Below are 19777 nucleotides of genomic sequence, written 5' to 3'. Positions count from 1 at the left end.
CAATAAAACACCATCGGGCACGGGACTTCACTAGACTCATATCCCATGGATATGAAACTCAAAGACGCTGACCAGGTCAGCACCGCCACTGTTGTCGCCGCCGGACTCATCGGAGGCTGGCTGACCGCCCGCGAATCAGGCATCAGGCCGTTGGGCACCATCCCGCTCGTGGCCGCCGGCACCCTGGCCGCTCGCAGCTGGAACAAGAAGAAGGGCCCCGGTATCACCGCGGCCCTGTTGGGCACCTACGTGGGGGCATTCGGAATGTCCCACCCCCTGGCCAAGAAGATCGGTGCCTGGCCTGCGGTTCTCACCGCCACAGGCGCTGCCGCCGCAGTGGCTTATGCGGTGTCCGACTCCCAGTAGGTTTATCCGGCCGCGGCCTCTTCAGCTTCCATGGCCGCGGCGAACTCCCTCTTGGAGCTCTGCCACTGGTCCTCTGTCATGCCGAGGCGCCAATAACCGGAGATTGATGCATCCTCCCGGGCGATGTTGCCGTCGATGAACAGGAACCGACGGGTCTCCTTCACCATTTCGGCCACTCCGTGGATGAACCAGGACGTTTTCTTCTCTGGATATCCACCGGCACGCACGGCCTCGATGAGGCGCGCGCCGTGGATGGCACCGTCCCGTGGGACCCAGACGAGTTCGGCTGACGGCGGGGTTGGAACGTCGAAAAGCGCTTCATTGGAGGAGACCTCAAGATAGGCCGTGGCGGTCGCGCCGTCGGGCAGGCGCTTCAGCGCCTCCACGATGGCGGGGGCTGCGGCCTCATCACCGGCGAGAACGAAGTGCTCATAATCCGCTGCGGGCTTCCACTTGCCGCCGGGGCCGGCGAAGGAAATCTCATCGCCGACACTCGCCTGCTCGGCCCAGGGGCCGGCGAGGCCCTCGGAGCCATGGGAGACGAAATCCATGTCAAAGGTGCCCGCCACGGTGTTGATATTGCACAGCGTGTAGGTGCGGGTGACGTCGTCAAAGAGGATCTTCACATAGTGATCAGTGAAGGGCAGCTCAGCCCCGACGATTCCCGGGCAGTCGAAACTGATCCGGATGAGGTCGGGTGAGATGCGCGTGGTGGCGGTGACCGTTGCGGTACGAGTGGTGCGCTGTTTAGCCATCGGGACTCCTTTTACGATATATCGTTAATCTATGCAGGCAAGCCTACACTAAGGAGTCCCGGCCGGGTTTACTGCCGGCCAGCCTCAAACGCAGCACCGACGCGGTAGAGACGGTCATCCTGGAACGCCGGAGCCATGATCTGGAGACCGGTGGGAAGACCGGTATCAGACGCCAGACCCGACGGCAGAGACATGCCCGACAGGCCCGCCAGGTTCAACGGCAGGGTGCACAGGTCGAAGTTGTACATCTCCAGCGGATCGGTGATCTTGTCGCCGAGCTTGAACGCGGTGGACGGTGTGGTCGGGGAAACCAGCACGTCAACCTGCTCATAGGCCTTGGCAAAGTCCTGCGCGATCAGGGTACGCACACGCTGTGCCTGCAGGTAGTAGGCATCGTAATAACCCACGGACAGTGCATAGGTACCCAGGATGATACGACGCTTGACCTCAGGTCCGAAGCCCTCAGCACGGGTCAGTGCCATGACCTCATCAGCGGAACGGGTGCCGTCATCACCGGAGCGCAGGCCATAACGCATGCCATCAAAACGCGCGAGGTTGGAGGACACCTCACAAGGAAGAATCAGGTAGTAGGCACCGAGCGCGTCATCAAAGTGCGGGCAGTCAACCTCGACGATCTCCGCACCCTGGGACCGCATCTGCTCAACAGAGGCGTGGAACGCCTCGAGCACGCCATCCTGGTAACCCTCACGGTTGAACTGCTTGACCACACCGACCTTGACACCCCGGAGGTCGCCGTTTGCGCCCTCCCGTGCGGCGGCCACAACCGGCGCCACAGGCTTGTCGACGCTGGTCGCATCGAATGCGTCATGTCCCGCGATAACCTCGTGAAGCAGAGCGGTATCCAGAACCGTACGTGCGGTTGGACCCACCTGATCCAGTGAGGACGCACACGCGATGAGTCCATAACGGGAGACGGTGCCATAGGTCGGCTTCACACCCACGGTGTTGGTCAGGGCCGCAGGCTGACGGATGGAACCACCGGTGTCGGTGCCGATAGCCAGTGGAGCCTCACCGGAAGCCAGTGCCGCCGATGATCCACCGCCGGAACCACCCGGGGTGCGCTCCAGGTCCCATGGGTTGTGGGTCGCTCCGAAAGCGGAGTTCTCCGTGGAGGAACCCATGGCGAACTCATCCATGTTGGTCTTGCCCAGAATCGGGATGCCGGCTTCGCGCAGCTTGCGGGTCACCGTGGCGTCATAGGGGCTCATGTACCCCTCGAGCATCTTCGACGCAGCGGTGGTCGGCGCATCTGTGGTGACCAGCGCATCCTTCAATGCGAGTGGGACGCCGGCAAGGGTCGACGCGGGAGCGTCTCCCGCATCGAGTGCTTTATCGACGGCGTCTGCCGCGGCCAGTGCGCCCTCCTCACCCACATGGAGGAAGGCGTGGATGTCACCGTCGACCGCAGCGATGCGGTCGAGGTGTGCCTGAGTGACCTCACGGGAGGTGACCTCACGGGAGTGGATCAGACCGGCCAGCTCTGCGGCGGTCTTTGTGGTCAGCTCATTCTCTGAGCTTCCAACCAGGTATTTGTTGCTCATGTTAATTAGTCGCCCTCACCCAGAATCTGCGGAACCATGAAACGCCCGTCCTCGACGGCCGGAGCCTGATCGAGTGCCTGCTCGGCGTCCAGGGTCTTCTTGACAACATCCTCACGCATGGTGGTCTTGATGCTGTGCGGATGGCTCATCGGCTCAACCCCGGCAGCGTCAACATTCTGCACGGCGGAGACATGTCCGACGATGTCATCGATCTGTCCGGCGAACTGTTGCAGCTCTTCTTCGCTGAGCGCCAGCCGGGCCAGTTTGGCAAGGTGAGCGACCTGGTCGCGCGAAATCTCAGGCACTTGGATTGTCGTTCCTCTTCGCTAGTCACAATGGGTTAATAAAAGTGTCACACGCCCGCTGATACAGAAAGCGGGCGCAACTGCTGGTTCATCTTACTGCACCACCCCGTCAGAAGGTCGTCCAGGTGTGCATCCGCACTCGAGTACGGTGGTACTGTCAAATGGAAGAATGTGGGGCAGGCAACATTTCCCCATAGCCACCCTAAAAGAACTATATGAAAGAAAAGGAAGCGATCTCTGATGTCTTTCCTGATCCGCGTCCTGTTGTCCGATACCCCCGGAAGCCTGGCCCTCCTGGCCGAGGCCCTGGGCCTGGTGGAGGCCAACATTCAATCCGTGGATGTGGTGGAACGCTTCCCCAACGGCACCGTGATGGATGATTTCGTGGTGACCATCCCCAAGCACGTCATGGCGGACACCCTCATCACCGCTGCTGAACAGGTCGACGGTGTTGTCGTCGATTCAATCCGTCCGTTCTCTGGAACTGTTGACCGCCGCGGCCAGGTCGAGATGCTGGCAGCAGTGGCCGCCAGCAAGAAGACCGTGTCTACCGCGATGCAGGCGATGGTGGACGTGATCCCCCGGACCATGACCTCCGGTTGGGCCATGGTCATCGACACCGCTCCCCCGGTTCGTCGCGTAGCCGCCTCCCAGGCCGCACCGGAAGATGACGGCACGGTGCCTCAGAATGTTCTGCTGGAAACCGCCCGGCTGCTCAACCCGGAGCACGAGGGCTGGATCCCCGAGAGCTGGACGCTGTTGGATTCATCCCTGGCCATCGCCCCACTGGGCAAGACGGGCCTGGCGCTGATCATCGGCCGTCCGGGGGGCCCGGACTTCCTGGCCAGTGAGGTACAGCACCTCGGTTATATGGGTCTGATCGTGGGAGCGATCATCTCCTAAGCGTGGCATCCCTGCTGGACCAACCAGTCCAGTGCAGCCCGCTCCGCAGAGACGGCGAGTTCATCCGGTTCGATGGGATTCTCGCCGAATACTTCTCCGGTGCGGGCTTTGTTGTGCGCGGTGGTCAATTGGATCCGGGCACCATCCGGCATCTCAAACATCATGTTGGCAGTTGCGTATCCCGCAGTCGGGGTGCCGAATGACCTGGAATTCTCCAGTCCACGGAAAGCCAGCATGGTCGCCTCACCGGACGAGGCCGTCATGTTGTCGGTGAGAACCGCGACCGGAACCTCGAATTTCTCCTCCACAGAAGCCGCCATGGGGGTGCCTCCACCCTGGACGCTGTTGCCGGTGATGGTGACCGGGGTGTCGTAGAGCGGGGTGCTGAACCAGAGGGCATCACCGTCAGGAAGAAGCGGGGAAACGGCCGCGAGCATCGGTCCCATGTCACCGCCGGTGTTGCCCCGGAGATCAACGACCACCCCACACGCGCCGGCATTCAGCGCTCCGCCCAGTGCCGGGGCCACGGCATCCACATACTCCCGGCCATCCCAGGTGGCGTCGGTGGCCGGCAGGGTTACAGTGACCACGTGTCCGTCTGACTCCACTGTGGGGAGAAGTCCGGCGCCGCGCTCCCTGTCCACCACACCGGGGACAAACAGGGTGGAGTGTTGTCCGCCCGCTGCATGGAGAACGGCGTCGATGTGGGGATATGTGTCCGCCAGGGATTCGGCTGCTTCGATAGCCTCCTCGGCTTCTGCCCGGATAACCGCGAAGCGATCAGAGTCGGCATGGATCCCGTGTCGCTCTGCGATGTCAAACACCGTCGTGGCATAACGCTCCGGGGAGGGGGTTCCAATGAATATCGGCCTCCCCAGCAGCGTGGTGCCCCAGGTTGGCCCGAAGGACCAGACCAGCAGCACCAACACGATCAGGAGTGCGGCGGTGATCCCGCTCAGCCAACGGATAACCATGCGCATGCGACGCCACTCCTTTGTCCAGGGAAAGTTTCTCCCTGACACATTAGAGATAACTGATCATTAATTCCCCAAGAGTGAAATATTTCAGGATTCCCCTTCCCCCCGTTCCAGGAGACGGACGAAGCCCTCCTCATCCAGAATGGTCAACCCCAGCTCCTCCGCCTTGGTGGCTTTGGAACCTGCATTCTCACCGACCACCACATAGTCAGTCTTCTTGGATACCGATCCGGACGCCTTGCCGCCACGGGAGATGATGGCCTCCTTCACAGAGTCGCGGGTGAAGTTCTCCAGCCCGCCGGTGACCACAATGGTGAGTCCCTCGAGGGTCTGCTCGAGCTGCTCAGTCTCCTCGTCCTCCATGGTGACGCCGGCCGCTGCCCAGGTGTCTACGATATTGCTGTGCCAGTCCACCTCGAACCAGTCCTTGAACGATTGCGCGATGATCACGCCCACACCGTCGGTTTCGGCGAGCTCGTCCACCGGGGCGTCGATAAGCTTCTGCATGGAGCGGTACCGACCGGCCAGCGCCCGCGCGGCCGTCGGGCCCACATGCCTGATCGACAGCGCGACCAGGACGCGCCACAGGTCGGTGTTCTTGCGCTGGGTGAGGTTGGCCAGTAGTTTCCGGCCGGAGGCGTTCACCTTTCCTGCTTTGGTGGTGTAGACCTCTGACTTCAGCAGATCCTCTTCAGTGAGGTCGAAGAGGGCGGCCTCATCGATGAGGATGCCGGTGCGGATGAGGTCCTGCGCGCCCTTCTCGCCGAGCGCCTCAATGTCGAATGCACCACGGCCCGCGAGGTAGGTCACGCGCTGGGAGAGCTGCCCCGGGCAGCTGCGCGAATTCGGGCAGCGCCAGTCGGCGTCCTCCGCCTTCGTCGGTGCCAGCGTGGATCCACATTCCGGGCACAACTCCGGGAAAATGAATTCCTGCTCGGTGCCATCGCGCATCTCCACAACCGGCCCCAGCACCTCCGGGATCACCTCGCCGGCCTTGCGGATGACCACGGTGTCACCGATGAGCACCCCCTTCCGCTTAACCTCGCTCTGGTTGTGCAGGGTGGCCATGGAGACCGTGGAGCCGGCGACGAACACCGGTTCCATCATGGCGTACGGGGTGACGCGACCGGTGCGGCCCACGCTGACCTCAATATCCAGCAGCTTGGTGGTGACCTCCTCCGGCGGATACTTGTACGCGATCGCCCAGCGTGGGGCACGGCTGGTGGACCCGAGCGCGCGCTGGGACGCGATGTCATCGACCTTGATCACCAGGCCGTCCATTTCGTGGAGGGCATCATGGCGGTGGTCAGCCCAATACAAAACCTTGTCGACGACGGCGTCAGCGGTGTCGACGGCCTCCGTGTAGGTCGACGTGGGCAGGCTCCAGGCGGCGAGCGCCAGGTAGGCATCATACTGGGAGGCCGGTTCGAACCCCTCGCTGTACCCGATGCCGTGGGTGATCATGCGCAGACGGCGTTTCTTCACATCCTCGGTGTTCTTCTGACGCAGTGAACCAGCCGCAGCATTACGGGGGTTGGCGAAGGGCTTACCACCGTCCTCGATGCGCTGGGCATTGACATCGGCGAAGTCGCCGATGGGAATGAACACCTCACCGCGGATCTCCAGGACAGCCGGGAGCGGATACTCATCGGTGCCTGTCAGCTCATGGGGGATGTCACTGATCACACGGGCGTTGGCGGTGATGTCCTCGCCCACCCGGCCATCCCCTCGGGTGGCAGCGCGGTCGAGGATGCCATTCCGGTACACCAGGTCAATGGACAGGCCGTCGATCTTGAGCTCGGTGAGATAACGCTTAGCCGGAGTGCGGTTGAGCCAGTCGCGGAGCTCGCTCTCATCAAAGACATTGTCCAGACTGAGCATGCGTTCCAAATGCTCGACATTGTCAAAACTGGACTGCTCCGCGATCGGCGCACCGATCTCCTTGGTGGGGCTGTCCGGCACGGCGAGTTCCGGGTGCTTTTCCTCCAGGTCCTGAAGCTGCCGGAACAGAACATCAAAGTCAGCATCAGGGATCTCGGGTTGCTGGTTGTAGTAGAGGTCACGGTGATACCGGACCTGCTCAGCCAGTTCATTCCAGGTCCTGCGCAGTTGGGCGTTATCGTCAGTCACGGCTTCCGATTCTAGATGGTTGCCAAATTAGTCGGGCGGGGGCACCCGGTGTCCTGGTCGTTGGTTAGGGTTAGGGACATGAATGCAACTGTGAAACTGCCCACCAACTTTTCCCCCTCCAATATGCTCGCCTTCGACCTGGAGACCACCGCCGCCAATCCTTTCGAAGCCCGCATCGTTACCTCCGCCATGGTGACCATCAGCAAGGCGGGCGCTGATCCGCTGGAGTTACTCGCCGATCCAGGGGTGGAGATCCCCGAGGGTGCCACCGCCGTGCACGGCATCACCACCGAATATGCACGTGAACATGGCCAGCCCCATGATGAGGTCCTGGCGGAAACCATCCGACGCATCCAGGACGGCTGGGGCAAAAGTCAAGCTCTCATCGTTTATAACGCACCCTATGATCTGACGGTCCTGCGCAACCTCTCCGGTAATTTCACCGTGGACGGGCTAGTTTATGACCCCTTCACCATTGACCGGATCAAGGACCCCTACCGCAAGGGCAAGCGCACACTGACCGATCTGTGTGCCCATTATGATGTCCAGCTGGGCAACGCCCACGAGGCTACCGCCGATGCATTGGCCGCTGCCCGCATCGCCTGGAAACAGGTTCGGGTGTGGCCGGAGCTGGCCATCATGAGCGGCGAAGAACTCATGGAGATGCAGGCGGTGGGTTATTACGAGAAGCAGATCAGCCTGCGGAACTATTTCCAGGGCCAGGGCCGTGACGGTTCCACAGTGAATACCTCATGGCCTGTGCAATCGCATTAGGCTGCTCGTAGTAAATGAAAGTCGTGCCCCTCTGAAGCAATGAGACAGAGGGAGCGCGACTTTTTGGCACGCAAGTGGAAGAATGATTAATCGTGTCCAATGGCGAAGAACTCAATAAGGGCCTCACCAGCGGTGGTCGGGCTTATCCGTCCATGCCGCTGCCGGAGAAGGAGGCCTGGCCGGCGCTGATCGCCCTGTGCGTCGGGTTCTTCATGATTCTGCTGGATCAGACCATCGTGGCGGTATCCACACCGGCCCTCCAGCAGGATATGGGCGCCTCCTATAACGAGGTCATCTGGGTGACATCGATCTACCTGCTCACCTTTGCGGTGCCGCTGCTGATCTCTGGACGGTTGGGGGACAAATTCGGGCCGAAGAATGTCTACGCCGTGGGCATGATCATCTTCACCCTGAGTTCGCTCGCCTGCGGTCTGGCCCCGGACATGATGACGCTGATCATCGCCCGCGGAGTGCAGGGCTTCGGTGCGGCGTTGCTGACTCCACAGACCATGTCCACCATCAACCGCATCTTCCCCATCGAACGACGCGGTGCCGCATTGGGAGTCTGGGGTACCACAGCTGGTCTGGCTGCTCTTACCGGACCGATCCTGGGCGGTGTGATCACAGAGACCTGGGGCTGGCAGTGGGTGTTCTATATCAACCTACCCATCGGTGTGATCTCGGTTCTGGCCGTATTGAAGTACGTCCCAGCATTTCCTCCACATACCCGCCCGTTGGATCCACTGTCCATGTTGCTATCCGCAGGTGCGATGTTCCTGCTGGTGTTCGGCCTGCAACAGGGTGAGGTGGCAGGTTGGGCGACATGGATCTGGGTGATGATCATCGCCGCCTTCGTGTTCGGCTTCTGGTTCATCCGCCAGCAGGCCCGGCTAGCAGAGAACGGGAATGATCCGCTCATTCCGCTGGATATCTTCCGGATCAGGAACTTCTCCCTCGGAAATATCAGCATCGTTGCCATGGGCTTCACGGTCGCCGGAACTCCCCTGCCGATCATGCTGTACTTCCAGCAGGTTCACGGCATGGGTCCGATGCAGGCCGGCTTCATGATGATCCCGCAGGCTCTCGTTGCAGCGGTGCTGTCACCCTCCATCGGCAGAATGGTGGACAAGCGTAACCCCAACACCATGGCGGCACTGGGCTTCGGCATCACCTCCCTGGCCATTCTCGGCCTGTCACTCATGATGATCTTCGCCGCACCCATCTGGCTGGCGCTCGTGGCCATGTTCTTCATGGGTGTGGGCAACAGCCTGATCTGGGCTCCGAACTCGACCTCCACGATGCGCGATCTGCCGATGCGGTTCATGGGTGCCGGATCCGGTGTGTACAACACCACCCGGCAGCTTGGGTCCGTCATGGGTGCCGCTGCCATCGGCGCTGTTCTGCAGGTGCGTCTGGCAGCCGGTGACGATGGTGCCGCCTTCGGTCAGGCGCTCCTGTTGGCAACCGCCATTCTGATTGTCGGTGTGATTGCCTCCCTCTTGGCGGAGAACGCCTCCCCCGATGCGACCAAGGCCCGCCTGGCTGCAAAGGCTGAGGAAAACTCCCGTTCTTAGAAGGGTGGGTTGTCGTCCTGGGTGGCGGTAGCCTGCGCATCGGCGGTGGCATCAGCCTCACGCCGGGCTGCTGCCGCCCACCGGTTACGATGCTTGGTCCGGTACTGCGACACCGTCTGCGCCCACCTCGCACTTGTCGGTGTCAACGGCCCCTCCGGGACCGTCACCGCCCACGTCCCATCAGCTAACAACCACACCACAATCCCGGTCAACGGATCCAACACATACATGATCCGACCCGCGGTCTTGTCATTGTGATGATGACGGCATAAAGAGCACAGATTATGCACACACGTCGACCCACCATCAGCATGATTGATCCGATGATCACAATCACACCGCTGCGCCGGCACCGTACATCCCGGGAACCTGCAGGTCCCATCCCTGCCCTGCACTGCGGCTTTGATCGCGTGGCAGGGGTCATGGCCATCAAGGTGCTTGCTCATCGCTTCGTCCATGTCGGCTGTGCGGGTGGTTTGATCCGCCCAGTGGGTGCCGGTGTCCTCGTCCAACCAGCCGACCCCTGAGGCCCAGACCGGGGCGTTAGCCAGATCTTTTGCGGTGTACAGGTTCATGGTGATGGCCACGGTGATATTGCCCAGGATGAGGTCGGTGAGGGCTTCGGCTTTGGTTTTGCCGGTTGCTGTGGCGTGTTTGTTCACCGCATCGTTGATGAGTTGTCCTTCCACCGGGTTGAGGGTGGCGTAGAGCTCGGTGGTGCCATCGGGGTCGGTGGAGAGGTGGAATTCTTTGGTCTCTGGTCCGTGGGTGGTGCCTGCTTTGGGGTCTTTGAGCATTTCGCGGATGGCGCGGATTTTGTTGGTGATTGATCGTGGTGAGGGTAGGACCTGGTTGACGGTGGTGGGGGTGAGGTAGTCGGTGAGGTGGTCATCTACGGCGTTGAGGTTGTCGGGGTCGAGTCCGAATAGGGCGTTGGTGATGGCGATGAGGCGTTGGGCATCGAGGTGGAAGAGTTGGTGTTGGAGGGCGTGGAGTTGGGGAAGGTCGCGGAGTTGGAACAGGGCCAGGAGGATGTTGGTGACGCGGGTGCGGGAGTAGCCGGTGGCGATGGACCAGGTGGCGATGGTGTGTTCGAAGTCGGCGTCGGCTGCGGGTAGGGCGGTGGTGAAGAGGGTGTGTTCTGCTTGGCGTAAGGCGGTCATGGCTACGGCCATGGGGTTGGTGGGGTTGTTGACGGTGTAGTAGGCCGGGGATGGTGTGGGTGGTGGTTGGGTGGTGTGCATGGTGTAACCCCCTATGGTGGGTGCGGTTAGTTCATGTGTTCTAATCTCACCCTAAACCGCACCCTGGACACGGCCTACCCCCACCTGCCCTGAAACCATCCCTGAGCTGCTACTTCACACCACCCCCGACGGACTAAAGGTCCCCGGAATCCTGGGATATCATACCGGCCACAATCCGGGCCATCCGATAGGCATTCGCGGCATCGGAGGCTGTAACAGCAACCTCTGGCCCAAGGTTGGTGCGGGGATGGATATCCACCCCATCAACCAAGCGGGCCCTGTCGATTCCCAGCTGGTCGAAGAAGCGAGCCACCTTGACGGCGCGCTCCCGCGGCTTCTCCAGGAGTTCATCCACATGGTCATCGGGTCCAGTGATGCCCAGGCCGATCCGCACCCCACTGGTGATGGTCTCCCCCAAACCATCGAGTTGCTGGTTGGATGTCACCTGATCCAAGGTCACCTGGACGGTATCGGCACCCGCTCCCCTGGCTACGTCCCAATTGGGTTCCTGGCCAGTCAGGTTGAGGTAGGTGTGCTCGATAACATCGCCGCGCACAGCACCGAAAACCCCGGCGAGGCGTTCGTTGATATCGGCTGCGTTAACAGCACGGATAGTGTCAAAAGTCGAGGTGCCCTCCACCCTGCCCGCAATAATCACCGGAAGATCTGGCTCATCGATCTGAACCGACACAGCACAACGGAAACGCCGTGCCACCTCGGCGGCATGCTCCTGGATGCCCAGAATGAGCGCCTCGGTGAGATCACGCATGGCACCGTGATCGGTGAGCACTCGGTGACCGTTGGGCAATTCGATGCGGGATCCCAAGGTCCATGGGCCCACAGCCTGAATTTTTACCCGTTCCAATGAGGTTCCCCAGATCTCCTCACAGGTGTCTAGATCCATGGCCAGATAATCGCGGGTGCGGTGGGTGAGCCTGCCTGGGCGGGCGGTGAGCATCCAGGAGCGCGCACCACGCGCGACGGTCAGGGCGTCGATAAGCCCAATACTTCTACCGGTGGCGTCGGTGCCCAGGCCGCGGGCGGGAAGCTGTGGAAGGTGTGGCAGATCGCCGGTTTCGCCCTGGATGATGTCAGCGGCCTCTGCGATGGAGATGCCGGGCAGTTCTCCCAGACCATAGGCGCCCATTCCTAGCCCTCCGTGCCGCAGATGGTTCCGGAGCCGAGCACGATGTCACCGTCGGCGTCGGGCAGGTAGAGTACCGCCGCCTGGCCGCGCGCGACGCCCGAGAGCGGTTCGTTCAGGGCAAGCGTCATGGTGTCGGCGTCGCGGTCAATGCGCGCGTGACAGGTGACCACTCCCCCGTGTGCACGGACCTGGACCTCGCAATCGAGCTCACCGTCCATGTCCGGGTGGAGGAATTTCAGGCGATCAGCGTGGATGGTGTGGACCTGGAGATCCTCACGCGAGCCGACGGTGACGGTGCCGGTGGCGGCATCGATATCAGTGACATAACGGGGGCGACCATCCGCAGCGGGCGCCTTGATGTCAAGCCCCTTGCGCTGACCGATGGTGAATTCATGCACTCCGGCGTGATCGCGTAGCGCGGTACCCTCCTGGTCCACGATCATGCCCGGGCGCAGGCCGATGTGCTTGCCCAGGAACGCCTGGGTATTGCCGTCGGGGATGAAGCAGATATCATAGGAATCCGGCTTCTTGGCCACGGAGAAACCAGCAGCGCCGGCCTCTTCCCGGATCTCCGGCTTGATCGTGTCACCGACCGGGAACATGCAGTGGGCGATCTCATGGGCGCCGAGGACACCCAGGACATAGGACTGGTCCTTATCCATATCCACACCGCGGCGGAGGTAACCGTCACCACCATCGGCTGGCTGGGTCAGACGTGCATAGTGGCCGGTGACCACGGCATCAAAACCAAGCGCGATGCCACGCTCGAGCAGGGCTGCGAACTTGATCTTCTCATTGCAGCGCAGGCAGGGGTTCGGGGTCTCCCCAATGGCATAGGAATCAATGAAATCATCGATCACGTCCTCCTGGAAACGATCGGAGAAGTCCCACACATAGAAGGGGATGCCGAGCTTGTCACACACCCGACGGGCATCGGCGGAATCTTCGAGGGAGCAGCAGCCGCGGGAGGATTCACGCACGCTCTGCGGGTCCCGGGACAGCGCGAGGTGCACTCCGATCACTTCATGGCCAGCGGCCACCGCCCGCGATGCCGCCACCGCGGAATCGACGCCTCCACTCATTGCTGCGAGAACCCGCATGATCTCCCCTCATGTTGTTGTACTGCCTTAGTCACTATCACCCTTGTTCAACCTCGTAGCGTATCTTTGTGTTCCCCAAAGCCCCAATTTCGCAGATGCTGATCAGGTTCTTAAAGATCTAAACCTCACCTATACTTCTTATAGATCTAAAACACACCCCCGGCGCGATCCCAGGAGCACTATGCAACCGACCAATCCTTTCCGCCCCACCTTCGGTGTCTCCCCCACCATCCTCGCCGGGCGTGATTCACTGCTGGAGTCGTTCAAACTCGGGCTTGCGGAAGGTCCGGGCAGCCCTTTCCGCGCCCTGCTCATCTCCGGTGCCCGTGGCATGGGTAAGACAGTCATGCTCAATGAGTTTGAGGATGCCGCTGCGGAACAGGGTTGGGTGAAGGTGCGCGTCTACCCCGATGAGACCATGGTGCACACCCTGACCAACTCCACCCTCCCCCAGGCCATCCAGGATCAGAGCGGCCCCTCCAGCAAGCGAATTCTCAGCGGCGTCTCCATTCCCGGGGTCGGGCAGATCACGGCTGTGGCCAATCCGGATCATTCTCAGCCCGCGCCCACGTTGATCTCCCGCCTGCGGGAGCTCGCCGCCCTCCTGCGTGGCGTGGGCATTCTCATCACGCTGGATGAGCTCCAGAGTGCTGATATCAGCCAACTCCATGAACTGGCCACGGCCGTGCAGGATCTATTGCGCGATGATGTCGATATCGCCCTCGTGGCCGCCGGCCTGCCCGAAGGCATCGATCGCCTCCTCCAGCATGAGGGCACCACCTTCATCCGACGCGCCGAGCGCATCCACCTCGGCGAGGTCAACCACAACGACGCCGTAGCCATGTTCCGCGAGACCACCACCGCCGGTGGTCGGCTTATCGACGAACAAGCAGCCCACCTCGCCGCCCAGATCAGCGTCGGCTATCCCTATTCCATGCAGCTGACCGGTTCCCTGGCATGGGCCCGGGCCACCCTGGACAAGACCGATCGCATAGCAGTGACCCAGGTGGAGGCGGTGCGCGGTGAGGTTATCCGCCGCATGGGGATGCAGGTCCATGAGCCTTCTCTGCATTCTGTTCCTGACGGTGAGTTGACTATTCTTTATGCCATCGCTGAATTATCCCAGGACGGTGCGATGGTGGCTACCGGTGATATCGCTGCGTTGATGAACGTCAAGCCCAATGCATTATCCGTCCAACGCAGGCAATTGCTTCGTCGGGGTCTGCTCACCGTGCCCAAATATGGCTACCTCAATTTTGTCCTGCCCTATATGCGCGAGCATCTCCTGAATAATCCGCAGCACCGCCCGATCTAGAACCCACAAAGAACCCAGAAAGAACACCGTGGCCCGAAAACGCAACACCACCGACAACACCCCCATCGCCGGTGCCTATGAGGGCGAGTACTCCCTGATCGAGCTCCAACCGGATTTTTACACCACAGACGGCTGGCTCATCAGTGTCAACGGTGTGCCCAGCTCCCATATCGTCCTCGGCGAACCCCGGGCCCTGGTGTTTGAGTACATGCGCTGGATCGCCACCGGTACCCAGGCCTTCGCCGATCAATTCCTGGACACCGACAAGCTCCGCATCACGCACCTCGGTGGTGGTGCCTGCACGATGGCCCGCTACTTCGCCGATGTGTACCCGCAGTCCCGCAACACCGTGGTGGAACTCGACGGCGAACTCGCCCGCCTGGCCCGTGAGTGGTTCGACATCCCCCGTGCCCCCCGCGTGAAGATCCGTGTCGATGATGCCCGCACCGTCGCCGAAGCCTTCACCCCCGCCAGCCGCGACATCATCATCCGCGATGCCTTCGCAGGTGCCGTGACCCCGGAAAACCTCACCACAGTGGAGTTCTTCGAACACTGCCACCGCGGTCTCGCCCCGGGCGGCCTCTATGTCTCCAACTGCGGCGACCATTCCGACCTGCGCGGCGCCAAGAGTGAACTCGCCGGCATGATGGAGGTCTTCGCACACGTTGCCGTCATCGCCGATCCCCCGATGCTCAAAGGCCGCCGCTATGGCAACATCATCCTCTTCGGTTCAGACCAGGAGCTTTTCGACGCCCACTCCCCCCACACCGCAGCCATCACCCGGGAGTTACTCGGTGGTGGTGTGCCGGCCCAGTACAAGGACGAAGCCTGGGTCCGCCGCTTCGCCAGCGGCGCACACCCCAGGCACGATGAGGTGGCAGATACTACGGTTGAGTGATGCGCATTCTCACTAAAACACTGCTCAGTACGGTGGTGGCTGGCACCGTCCTTACAGTTCCAGCTCAGGCGAATCAGCCCGCTCCGATGACCTCTACCGGCTCCAGCTATGCGCAGGAGCTCAAGTTCCTCCAGGACATCACCGGTTTCAGGGAATCAATCCTGGGCACTTATGAGGTGGTGGATTGCACCACCTATCCCCTGCCACAACAGATCACCTGCCATGCCTTCGATGCTGTGGGCCCGGTTATTTCCTACGTGTTCTTCGGTACCAGCAGCTAGGCATTAACTAGGCTTCCTCTATTTCTCTTTTTCGTTGCGCAATATGATTTCCTAACGCACCACCACAACGCTACAGAGAGTACTCATAATCGGGATTACCTCCATCTAAATTTTTCTTAGTAAAGGGGTGCAATGCGAAAGGACTCTGCCAGGGGATGGGAAGCTTCCATATGTCCAAACTGTCACTTTGATGGTGTCGGCGTACAGCCGCCTCAGCACCATCGAGGTCAAAAGTTGCAACTATGCCAACTGGGTTAGAAAACTCAAGAGCATCAGGGGCATCTTGTTCATATCCACCTTGAAAAACTATAAATACGGTGGAAGGGAGGTGTGCTGGGTCTGTTGCATCAGAGATTGCGATTTCCTCCCACCAGAGCTCATAACCAATCTCTCTCGCCTGTTGTTCCAACCCTTTTACCTCAGCTTCTGTCCCAAAAAGCGCACAGATTACATCACGACGAGATGCCTCATATGGAACTGCTCCAATGTAGGGAATGCGTCGACGATAGACAGCATAAACTTTTTCAGACATGAGCTTTCCCCCAACTGAACAGAACGTTCTCAATCACTTCTACTACTTAGCAGAAATCGTACTGCCGGTTTTATTGCCCATGGTGTCACATCCGGGAGCTGTGGCTTCGTGTCAGTGACTACCTCTTGACAAAAACATAGGGACACCCCCACGTATTAAAACGCCAGTCCTGCGGTTCTGGCACGGGCAACCACATCAGCAATCACAGCGAGTACCGCATCCACGTCTGCATCAGTGGTGGTTCGTCCCAAGGTGAAGCGGATCGCGCCACGGGCATCGGCCTCAGTAATACCCATGGCCAGCAGCACATGGCTGGCACGGTTGACTCCGTTGGAGCAGGCGGAGCCGGTGGAGGCTTCAATCCGCATGGAGTCAAAAAGCATGATCAGGCTGTCGCCTTCAGCACCGGGGAAGGACAGGTGCAGGTGCCCGGGCAGGGCGGGTTCAGTGGTGTGCACCATGACATTATCGATGAGCGACAGGATGCCGTCGTAAAGCTTATTGCGCAGGCCCGTGATGCGGGCATGCTCCGAATCAAGCTCAGCCACCGCCTCGCGCAGGGCCGCCGCCGTGGCGGCTGCACCGGCAACGTCGAGGGTGCCTGGACGGATGCCACGTTCCTGACCACCTCCGTGGAGTACAGCGGAGGGAGCCGGAGAACGGCGCGCCAGGAGCAGACCTACGCCACGCGGGCCGCCGAACTTATGCGCGGAGGCCGCCAACGTGGTCACGCCCAGCTCCGCGAAGTTAACGGGAAGGTGCCCGACCACCTGGACGGCATCAATATGGGTCGGTGTGCCGGCGGCAGCTTCGATAAACTGCTCCACCGGCTGGATCGCGCCTGTTTCATTATTGGCCCACATCATGGTGGCCACAGCTGCGGGTTGGCTGAGCAGCTCGAAGGACGACACCCGGCCATCTTGTTCGACCGGCAGCAGATCCACCTGTGCGCCGGACTTCTCCAGAGCCTTGACGGTTTCCAGGACGCCCGGGTGCTCAATCGGAGTGGACACCACCCGATTCAACGGGGACGCCTGGTAGAGACCCAGAACGGCCAGATTGTCAGCCTCCGTGCCGGAAGCGGTGAAGATGACCTCGATGGGTTCGCACCCCAGGAGCGCTGCGATCTCCTCGCGCGCGGAATCCGCCACACTGCGCGCCCTGCGCCCGGAACCATACTGGCTGGCCGGGTTGAGAGACTGGGCGTGTTCCATCCACGTCTCAGCGGCGATCAACCGCATCGGGGTGGTCGCTGCGTGGTCGAGATAAAAAGTGTCCACTGGCCTTCTTCGGTGTTTCGGTGAGATTCAAAGGGGCGATTCCTCGCGCATCACACCTTACATAACGCTTGCCACACCATGCTGGGCCTGCTCAGGAGTGAAACCTTCATAAATGAGCTGATCATAAAGACCGGACTCGGAAAAAGCACTGAAGGACATGTATCCCGCAGCCGACTCTGCAGCCTCCCCAAACCAGTCAGCATTGACACTATCTACTGCATACTGCGACTGATCTGGGGTGTACTCCTCGAATATGAGCCGATTATAAAGGGTTGATTCTGAATATGAAGAGCTGTCCAGAAGGCGTGCTGCGGACTGCAGTGCCTGTTCATCCCAGTCGACCGCCACGTTATCCACACCGTACTGTGCTTCCTCTTCAGCGAAGCCTTCATACAACAACTGACCGTAGAGACCTGATTCCGAAAACTCTGAATCTTTCAGATACTTTTCCGCCAGATCCACCGCCTCCTGATGACCGGCCGTAATGCTTTCCTCAGTGGATTCGGGAGTGGTACCGATTTCACTGGCTGGCTCACTACTCACTGGTGTCTGCGCAGGGGTCGAGGCCGTGCTGCCCCTTTCGTCTTCTGCAGAACAACTCAGGAGAAACCCCGCGACAAGGAAAGTAGTAGAGAGAACAGCAGCGTGTCGAGTTAACCTGTTCATCTGATTCTTCCTCGCCCTCAAATAGCTCTACCGTGAAATTGATGTGAAATTGATGTCAGCGTACCAATTCAGTATCCAAAAAACGGCCTTCGCGTATTAATACACGAAGGCCGTTAGCTGAAGGGCAGGCGAGGAACCCCTACTTGCGCTTGTTGATCTCCTCAAGCAGCGCCGGGGCGATCTCAAAGAGGTCGCCCACCACACCAAGGTCGGCGATCTCAAAGATCGGGGCATCCTCATCGTTATTGACGATGATGACCTTCTTCGCGGTCTGCATGCCGGAGGTGTGCTGGATCGCACCGGAGACACCAAAGCCGATGTAGACATCCGGCGACACAGTCACACCGGTCTGACCGATCTGGTACTCACCCGGGTAATAACCAAGATCAACGGCGTCACGGGTGGCACCCACGGCACCATCAAGAGCATCCGCCAGGGGCTCCAGAACGGTCTGGAAGTTCTCAGCGGAACCGATGCCACGGCCACCTGCGATAACCACCTTCGCCTGCGGCAGATCAGGGCGGTCGCCACGAACGACAGGGGTGGATGAGACAACCGTGACATCCTTGATGGTGGCTTCAGGCAGCGCCAGGGTCTGCAGGGTGCCGGCAGCAGCAACCGGCTCACCTGCAACGGCACCTGCGCGCAGGGTGTAGATCGGAGCTGCACCACCCACGGCAGCAGAAACCTGAATGGTATCGCCGAAGATGGACTGGTTGGCGGTGCGGTCGGCGTTGATGCCGACAACATCGCAGAGCACACCGGAAGCCAGACGGGCGGCCAGGCGACCGGCGATCTCATTGCCGCCCAGGTTGGCGGACAAGACGATCGGGCCAGGGTTATGTGCAGCCAGGATGTGGAGAGCATCCACCTCAGGAATCACCAGGCGCTCGGACACACCGGCAGCTTCAGCGGCGATAACAACAGCTGCACCGGCTGCACCCAGTTCGGCGGCAACGGACTGACCGGTGCCAGGCTCACCAACAACAACAGCGGTGACCTCACCGAGTGCGCGTGCGGCGGTGATCAGTTCAACGGTGACCGGATCCAGACGACCATTGTTCTGCTCTACCAATACGTATGCAGTAGACATGAAACGTTTCTCCTACAGAGATTTGAAGGTTGGTTGACGTGATCGGGTTGAACTAGATCAGATTCTCAGCTGCCAGGTAATCAGCGATCTTCGCAGCTGCACCGTTAGCGCTGATGATGTCACCCTGGGTACGTGCCGGGCGTTCCGAAGCGGCGGTCACGGCAGTCGCGGCATGCGCGATGCCGACCTGCTCAGGAGTGACACCGATCTGCGCGAGGTTGAGGCGCGCGATGGTGGCCTTCTTGGCTGCCATGATGCCCTTGAAGTTCGGGAAGCGTGGCTTGTCCGCCTTGTCGGTGATGGACACCACCGCAGGCAGCGCAGCCTTGAGTTCAAAGGTGCCACGGTGGTCCACACGGGTGCCCACAACCTGGTCACCTTCGATGGCCAACCTGGACAGACCGGTCAGAGCCGCGGTCTGGCGGTACTCAGCCAGCACACCGGGCAGCGCACCCATGGAGCCATCAGAAGAGGCGGAACCTGCGACGATGAGGGATACATCCGGGATGGTGTTGATCGCGTTGTTGAGTGCCCACGCGGTGCCCAGCAGGTCCGAACCGGCCAGTGCCTCATCGTTGAGGAGGATGGCCTCATCCGCACCCATCGACAGCGCCTTGCGCAGTGCTTCATCCGCGGACTCGGGTCCGGCGGTCAGGGCCACCACCTTGTGACCCGGGTTAGCCTCTCGCAAGCGCAGGGCCTGCTCGAGTGCGAATTCGTTGATCTCATCCAGGACCTCATCCACGCCCTCACGATCGAGGGTGAAATCAGCCTCCAAGGTCCGCTTGGACCAGGTGTCTGGAACGTTTTTCACCAGCACCACGATTGTGGACATCCACACTCACCTTTCATAAGTCTTTTCAGAAGTATTGAAA

Annotated in this window: 20 protein-coding genes; 7 read left to right on the top strand and 13 right to left on the bottom strand. The window is 60.6% G+C overall.

The annotated features are described in order from the left end of the window. The first annotated feature begins 45 nt into the window (after positions 1-45). Positions 46-366: a hypothetical protein gene (locus CFAEC_RS05895; RefSeq protein ID WP_290279598.1), complete on the top strand. Its 321-nt coding sequence runs from the start codon at positions 46-48 to the stop codon at positions 364-366. 2 nt (positions 367-368) lie between these two features. Here the strand turns inward: CFAEC_RS05895 and CFAEC_RS05890 are convergent, their stop codons facing one another. The 3 genes from CFAEC_RS05890 to gatC form a co-directional block, all read right to left on the bottom strand. Further along, complete coding sequence (locus tag CFAEC_RS05890; RefSeq protein WP_290279597.1) at positions 369-1121, bottom strand: siderophore-interacting protein; 753 nt, start codon at positions 1119-1121, stop codon at positions 369-371. A 68-nt stretch (positions 1122-1189) separates the two neighbouring features. Next, positions 1190-2683: an Asp-tRNA(Asn)/Glu-tRNA(Gln) amidotransferase subunit GatA gene (gene gatA, locus CFAEC_RS05885; protein WP_290279596.1), complete on the bottom strand. Its 1494-nt coding sequence runs from the start codon at positions 2681-2683 to the stop codon at positions 1190-1192. A 5-nt stretch (positions 2684-2688) separates the two neighbouring features. Next, positions 2689-2988, bottom strand: coding sequence for an Asp-tRNA(Asn)/Glu-tRNA(Gln) amidotransferase subunit GatC (gene gatC / locus CFAEC_RS05880; RefSeq protein WP_290279595.1), 300 nt, complete (start codon positions 2986-2988; stop codon positions 2689-2691). 240 nt (positions 2989-3228) lie between these two features. Here gatC and CFAEC_RS05875 point away from each other — a divergent pair, with 240 nt between their 5' ends. Then, positions 3229-3891 carry an ACT domain-containing protein gene (locus CFAEC_RS05875; RefSeq protein ID WP_290279594.1) on the top strand — a complete coding sequence of 221 codons (663 nt, stop codon included), beginning with the start codon at positions 3229-3231 and terminating at the stop codon, positions 3889-3891. On the opposite strand, the gene CFAEC_RS05870 is transcribed toward CFAEC_RS05875, so the two are convergent. Both CFAEC_RS05870 and ligA read right to left on the bottom strand, forming a co-directional pair. Continuing rightward, positions 3888-4871 (bottom strand): S41 family peptidase, encoded by a 984-nt coding sequence (locus CFAEC_RS05870; RefSeq protein WP_290279593.1) that lies wholly within the window; start codon positions 4869-4871, stop codon positions 3888-3890. The two genes, CFAEC_RS05875 and CFAEC_RS05870, sit on opposite strands and share 4 nt — an antisense overlap. A gap of 84 nt (positions 4872-4955) precedes the next feature. Then, positions 4956-6998 (bottom strand): NAD-dependent DNA ligase LigA, encoded by a 2043-nt coding sequence (ligA, locus tag CFAEC_RS05865; RefSeq protein WP_290279592.1) that lies wholly within the window; start codon positions 6996-6998, stop codon positions 4956-4958. Positions 6999-7076: 78 nt separating this feature from the next. On the opposite strand from ligA, the gene CFAEC_RS05860 reads away from it, so the two are divergent. Together CFAEC_RS05860 and CFAEC_RS05855 are read left to right on the top strand one after the other, a co-directional pair. Next, on the top strand, positions 7077-7772 hold the full coding sequence (locus CFAEC_RS05860) for a 3'-5' exonuclease (protein ID WP_290279591.1): 696 nt from the start codon (positions 7077-7079) through the stop codon (positions 7770-7772). A gap of 152 nt (positions 7773-7924) precedes the next feature. Next, a complete protein-coding gene (locus tag CFAEC_RS05855) occupies positions 7925-9346 on the top strand; it encodes a DHA2 family efflux MFS transporter permease subunit (protein ID WP_290279817.1) in 1422 nt (473 codons plus the stop codon). Here the strand turns inward: CFAEC_RS05855 and CFAEC_RS05850 are convergent. From CFAEC_RS05850 to mnmA, 3 genes are all read right to left on the bottom strand, one after another. Next, positions 9343-10590, bottom strand: coding sequence for an HNH endonuclease signature motif containing protein (locus CFAEC_RS05850; protein ID WP_290279590.1), 1248 nt, complete (start codon positions 10588-10590; stop codon positions 9343-9345). The genes CFAEC_RS05855 and CFAEC_RS05850 overlap by 4 nt on opposite strands. Positions 10591-10723: 133 nt before the next feature. Further along, a complete protein-coding gene (locus tag CFAEC_RS05845) occupies positions 10724-11737 on the bottom strand; it encodes a uroporphyrinogen decarboxylase/cobalamine-independent methonine synthase family protein (RefSeq protein ID WP_290279589.1) in 1014 nt (337 codons plus the stop codon). 2 nt (positions 11738-11739) lie between these two features. Continuing rightward, positions 11740-12837, bottom strand: a complete 1098-nt coding sequence (mnmA, locus tag CFAEC_RS05840) for a tRNA 2-thiouridine(34) synthase MnmA (RefSeq protein ID WP_290279588.1) — start codon at positions 12835-12837, stop codon at positions 11740-11742. A 181-nt stretch (positions 12838-13018) separates the two neighbouring features. Between mnmA and CFAEC_RS05835 the strand changes: the two genes are divergently transcribed. From CFAEC_RS05835 to CFAEC_RS05825, 3 genes are read left to right on the top strand one after another with little or no spacing between them, the layout of a single operon-like run. After that, the gene (locus CFAEC_RS05835) at positions 13019-14152 is read left to right on the top strand and encodes an ATP-binding protein (RefSeq protein ID WP_290279587.1); all 1134 of its coding nucleotides are present in this window, start codon (positions 13019-13021) and stop codon (positions 14150-14152) included. Between the two features lie 28 nt (positions 14153-14180). After that, the gene (locus tag CFAEC_RS05830; RefSeq protein ID WP_353960117.1) at positions 14181-15050 is read left to right on the top strand and encodes a spermidine synthase; all 870 of its coding nucleotides are present in this window, start codon (positions 14181-14183) and stop codon (positions 15048-15050) included. After that, positions 15050-15331: a hypothetical protein gene (locus CFAEC_RS05825; RefSeq protein ID WP_290279586.1), complete on the top strand. Its 282-nt coding sequence runs from the start codon at positions 15050-15052 to the stop codon at positions 15329-15331. The genes CFAEC_RS05830 and CFAEC_RS05825 overlap by 1 nt, the downstream gene beginning before the upstream one ends. A 70-nt stretch (positions 15332-15401) precedes the next feature. On the opposite strand, the gene CFAEC_RS05820 is transcribed toward CFAEC_RS05825, so the two are convergent. The 5 genes from CFAEC_RS05820 to CFAEC_RS05800 form a co-directional block, all read right to left on the bottom strand. Next, positions 15402-15863 (bottom strand): hypothetical protein, encoded by a 462-nt coding sequence (locus CFAEC_RS05820; protein ID WP_290279585.1) that lies wholly within the window; start codon positions 15861-15863, stop codon positions 15402-15404. Positions 15864-16018: 155 nt separating this feature from the next. After that, positions 16019-17143 carry a cysteine desulfurase family protein gene (locus tag CFAEC_RS05815; protein ID WP_290279584.1) on the bottom strand — a complete coding sequence of 375 codons (1125 nt, stop codon included), beginning with the start codon at positions 17141-17143 and terminating at the stop codon, positions 16019-16021. Positions 17144-17200: 57 nt separating this feature from the next. Continuing rightward, a complete protein-coding gene (locus tag CFAEC_RS05810) occupies positions 17201-17809 on the bottom strand; it encodes an Ltp family lipoprotein (RefSeq protein ID WP_290279583.1) in 609 nt (202 codons plus the stop codon). A 139-nt stretch (positions 17810-17948) separates the two neighbouring features. Continuing rightward, positions 17949-18902: an electron transfer flavoprotein subunit alpha/FixB family protein gene (locus CFAEC_RS05805; protein WP_290279582.1), complete on the bottom strand. Its 954-nt coding sequence runs from the start codon at positions 18900-18902 to the stop codon at positions 17949-17951. A gap of 52 nt (positions 18903-18954) precedes the next feature. After that, the gene (locus tag CFAEC_RS05800; RefSeq protein ID WP_290279581.1) at positions 18955-19737 is read right to left on the bottom strand and encodes an electron transfer flavoprotein subunit beta/FixA family protein; all 783 of its coding nucleotides are present in this window, start codon (positions 19735-19737) and stop codon (positions 18955-18957) included. Positions 19738-19777: the final 40 nt, after the last annotated feature.

This window comes from Corynebacterium faecale, assembly GCF_030408735.1.
GTDB classification, from domain to species: Bacteria; Actinomycetota; Actinomycetes; order Mycobacteriales; family Mycobacteriaceae; genus Corynebacterium; species Corynebacterium faecale.
This window is presented reverse-complemented; position numbering and strand designations above follow the sequence as displayed.

What these genes read in the sequence shown, in the direction of transcription:
- CFAEC_RS05810 (WP_290279583.1), bottom strand. Translation starts at nt 17,809, where the DNA reads ATGAACAGGTTAACTCGACACGCTGCTGTTCTCTCTACTACTTTCCTT.
- gatA (WP_290279596.1), bottom strand. Translation starts at nt 2,683, where the DNA reads ATGAGCAACAAATACCTGGTTGGAAGCTCAGAGAATGAGCTGACCACA.
- CFAEC_RS05860 (WP_290279591.1), top strand. Translation starts at nt 7,077, where the DNA reads ATGAATGCAACTGTGAAACTGCCCACCAACTTTTCCCCCTCCAATATG.
- CFAEC_RS05875 (WP_290279594.1), top strand. Translation starts at nt 3,229, where the DNA reads ATGTCTTTCCTGATCCGCGTCCTGTTGTCCGATACCCCCGGAAGCCTG.
- CFAEC_RS05855 (WP_290279817.1), top strand. Translation starts at nt 7,925, where the DNA reads ATGCCGCTGCCGGAGAAGGAGGCCTGGCCGGCGCTGATCGCCCTGTGC.
- CFAEC_RS05835 (WP_290279587.1), top strand. Translation starts at nt 13,019, where the DNA reads ATGCAACCGACCAATCCTTTCCGCCCCACCTTCGGTGTCTCCCCCACC.
- CFAEC_RS05870 (WP_290279593.1), bottom strand. Translation starts at nt 4,871, where the DNA reads ATGCGCATGGTTATCCGTTGGCTGAGCGGGATCACCGCCGCACTCCTG.
- CFAEC_RS05825 (WP_290279586.1), top strand. Translation starts at nt 15,050, where the DNA reads ATGCGCATTCTCACTAAAACACTGCTCAGTACGGTGGTGGCTGGCACC.
- CFAEC_RS05805 (WP_290279582.1), bottom strand. Translation starts at nt 18,902, where the DNA reads ATGTCTACTGCATACGTATTGGTAGAGCAGAACAATGGTCGTCTGGAT.
- CFAEC_RS05800 (WP_290279581.1), bottom strand. Translation starts at nt 19,737, where the DNA reads ATGTCCACAATCGTGGTGCTGGTGAAAAACGTTCCAGACACCTGGTCC.
- mnmA (WP_290279588.1), bottom strand. Translation starts at nt 12,837, where the DNA reads ATGCGGGTTCTCGCAGCAATGAGTGGAGGCGTCGATTCCGCGGTGGCG.
- CFAEC_RS05845 (WP_290279589.1), bottom strand. Translation starts at nt 11,737, where the DNA reads ATGGGCGCCTATGGTCTGGGAGAACTGCCCGGCATCTCCATCGCAGAG.
- CFAEC_RS05895 (WP_290279598.1), top strand. Translation starts at nt 46, where the DNA reads ATGGATATGAAACTCAAAGACGCTGACCAGGTCAGCACCGCCACTGTT.
- CFAEC_RS05890 (WP_290279597.1), bottom strand. Translation starts at nt 1,121, where the DNA reads ATGGCTAAACAGCGCACCACTCGTACCGCAACGGTCACCGCCACCACG.
- CFAEC_RS05820 (WP_290279585.1), bottom strand. Translation starts at nt 15,863, where the DNA reads ATGTCTGAAAAAGTTTATGCTGTCTATCGTCGACGCATTCCCTACATT.
- CFAEC_RS05850 (WP_290279590.1), bottom strand. Translation starts at nt 10,590, where the DNA reads ATGCACACCACCCAACCACCACCCACACCATCCCCGGCCTACTACACC.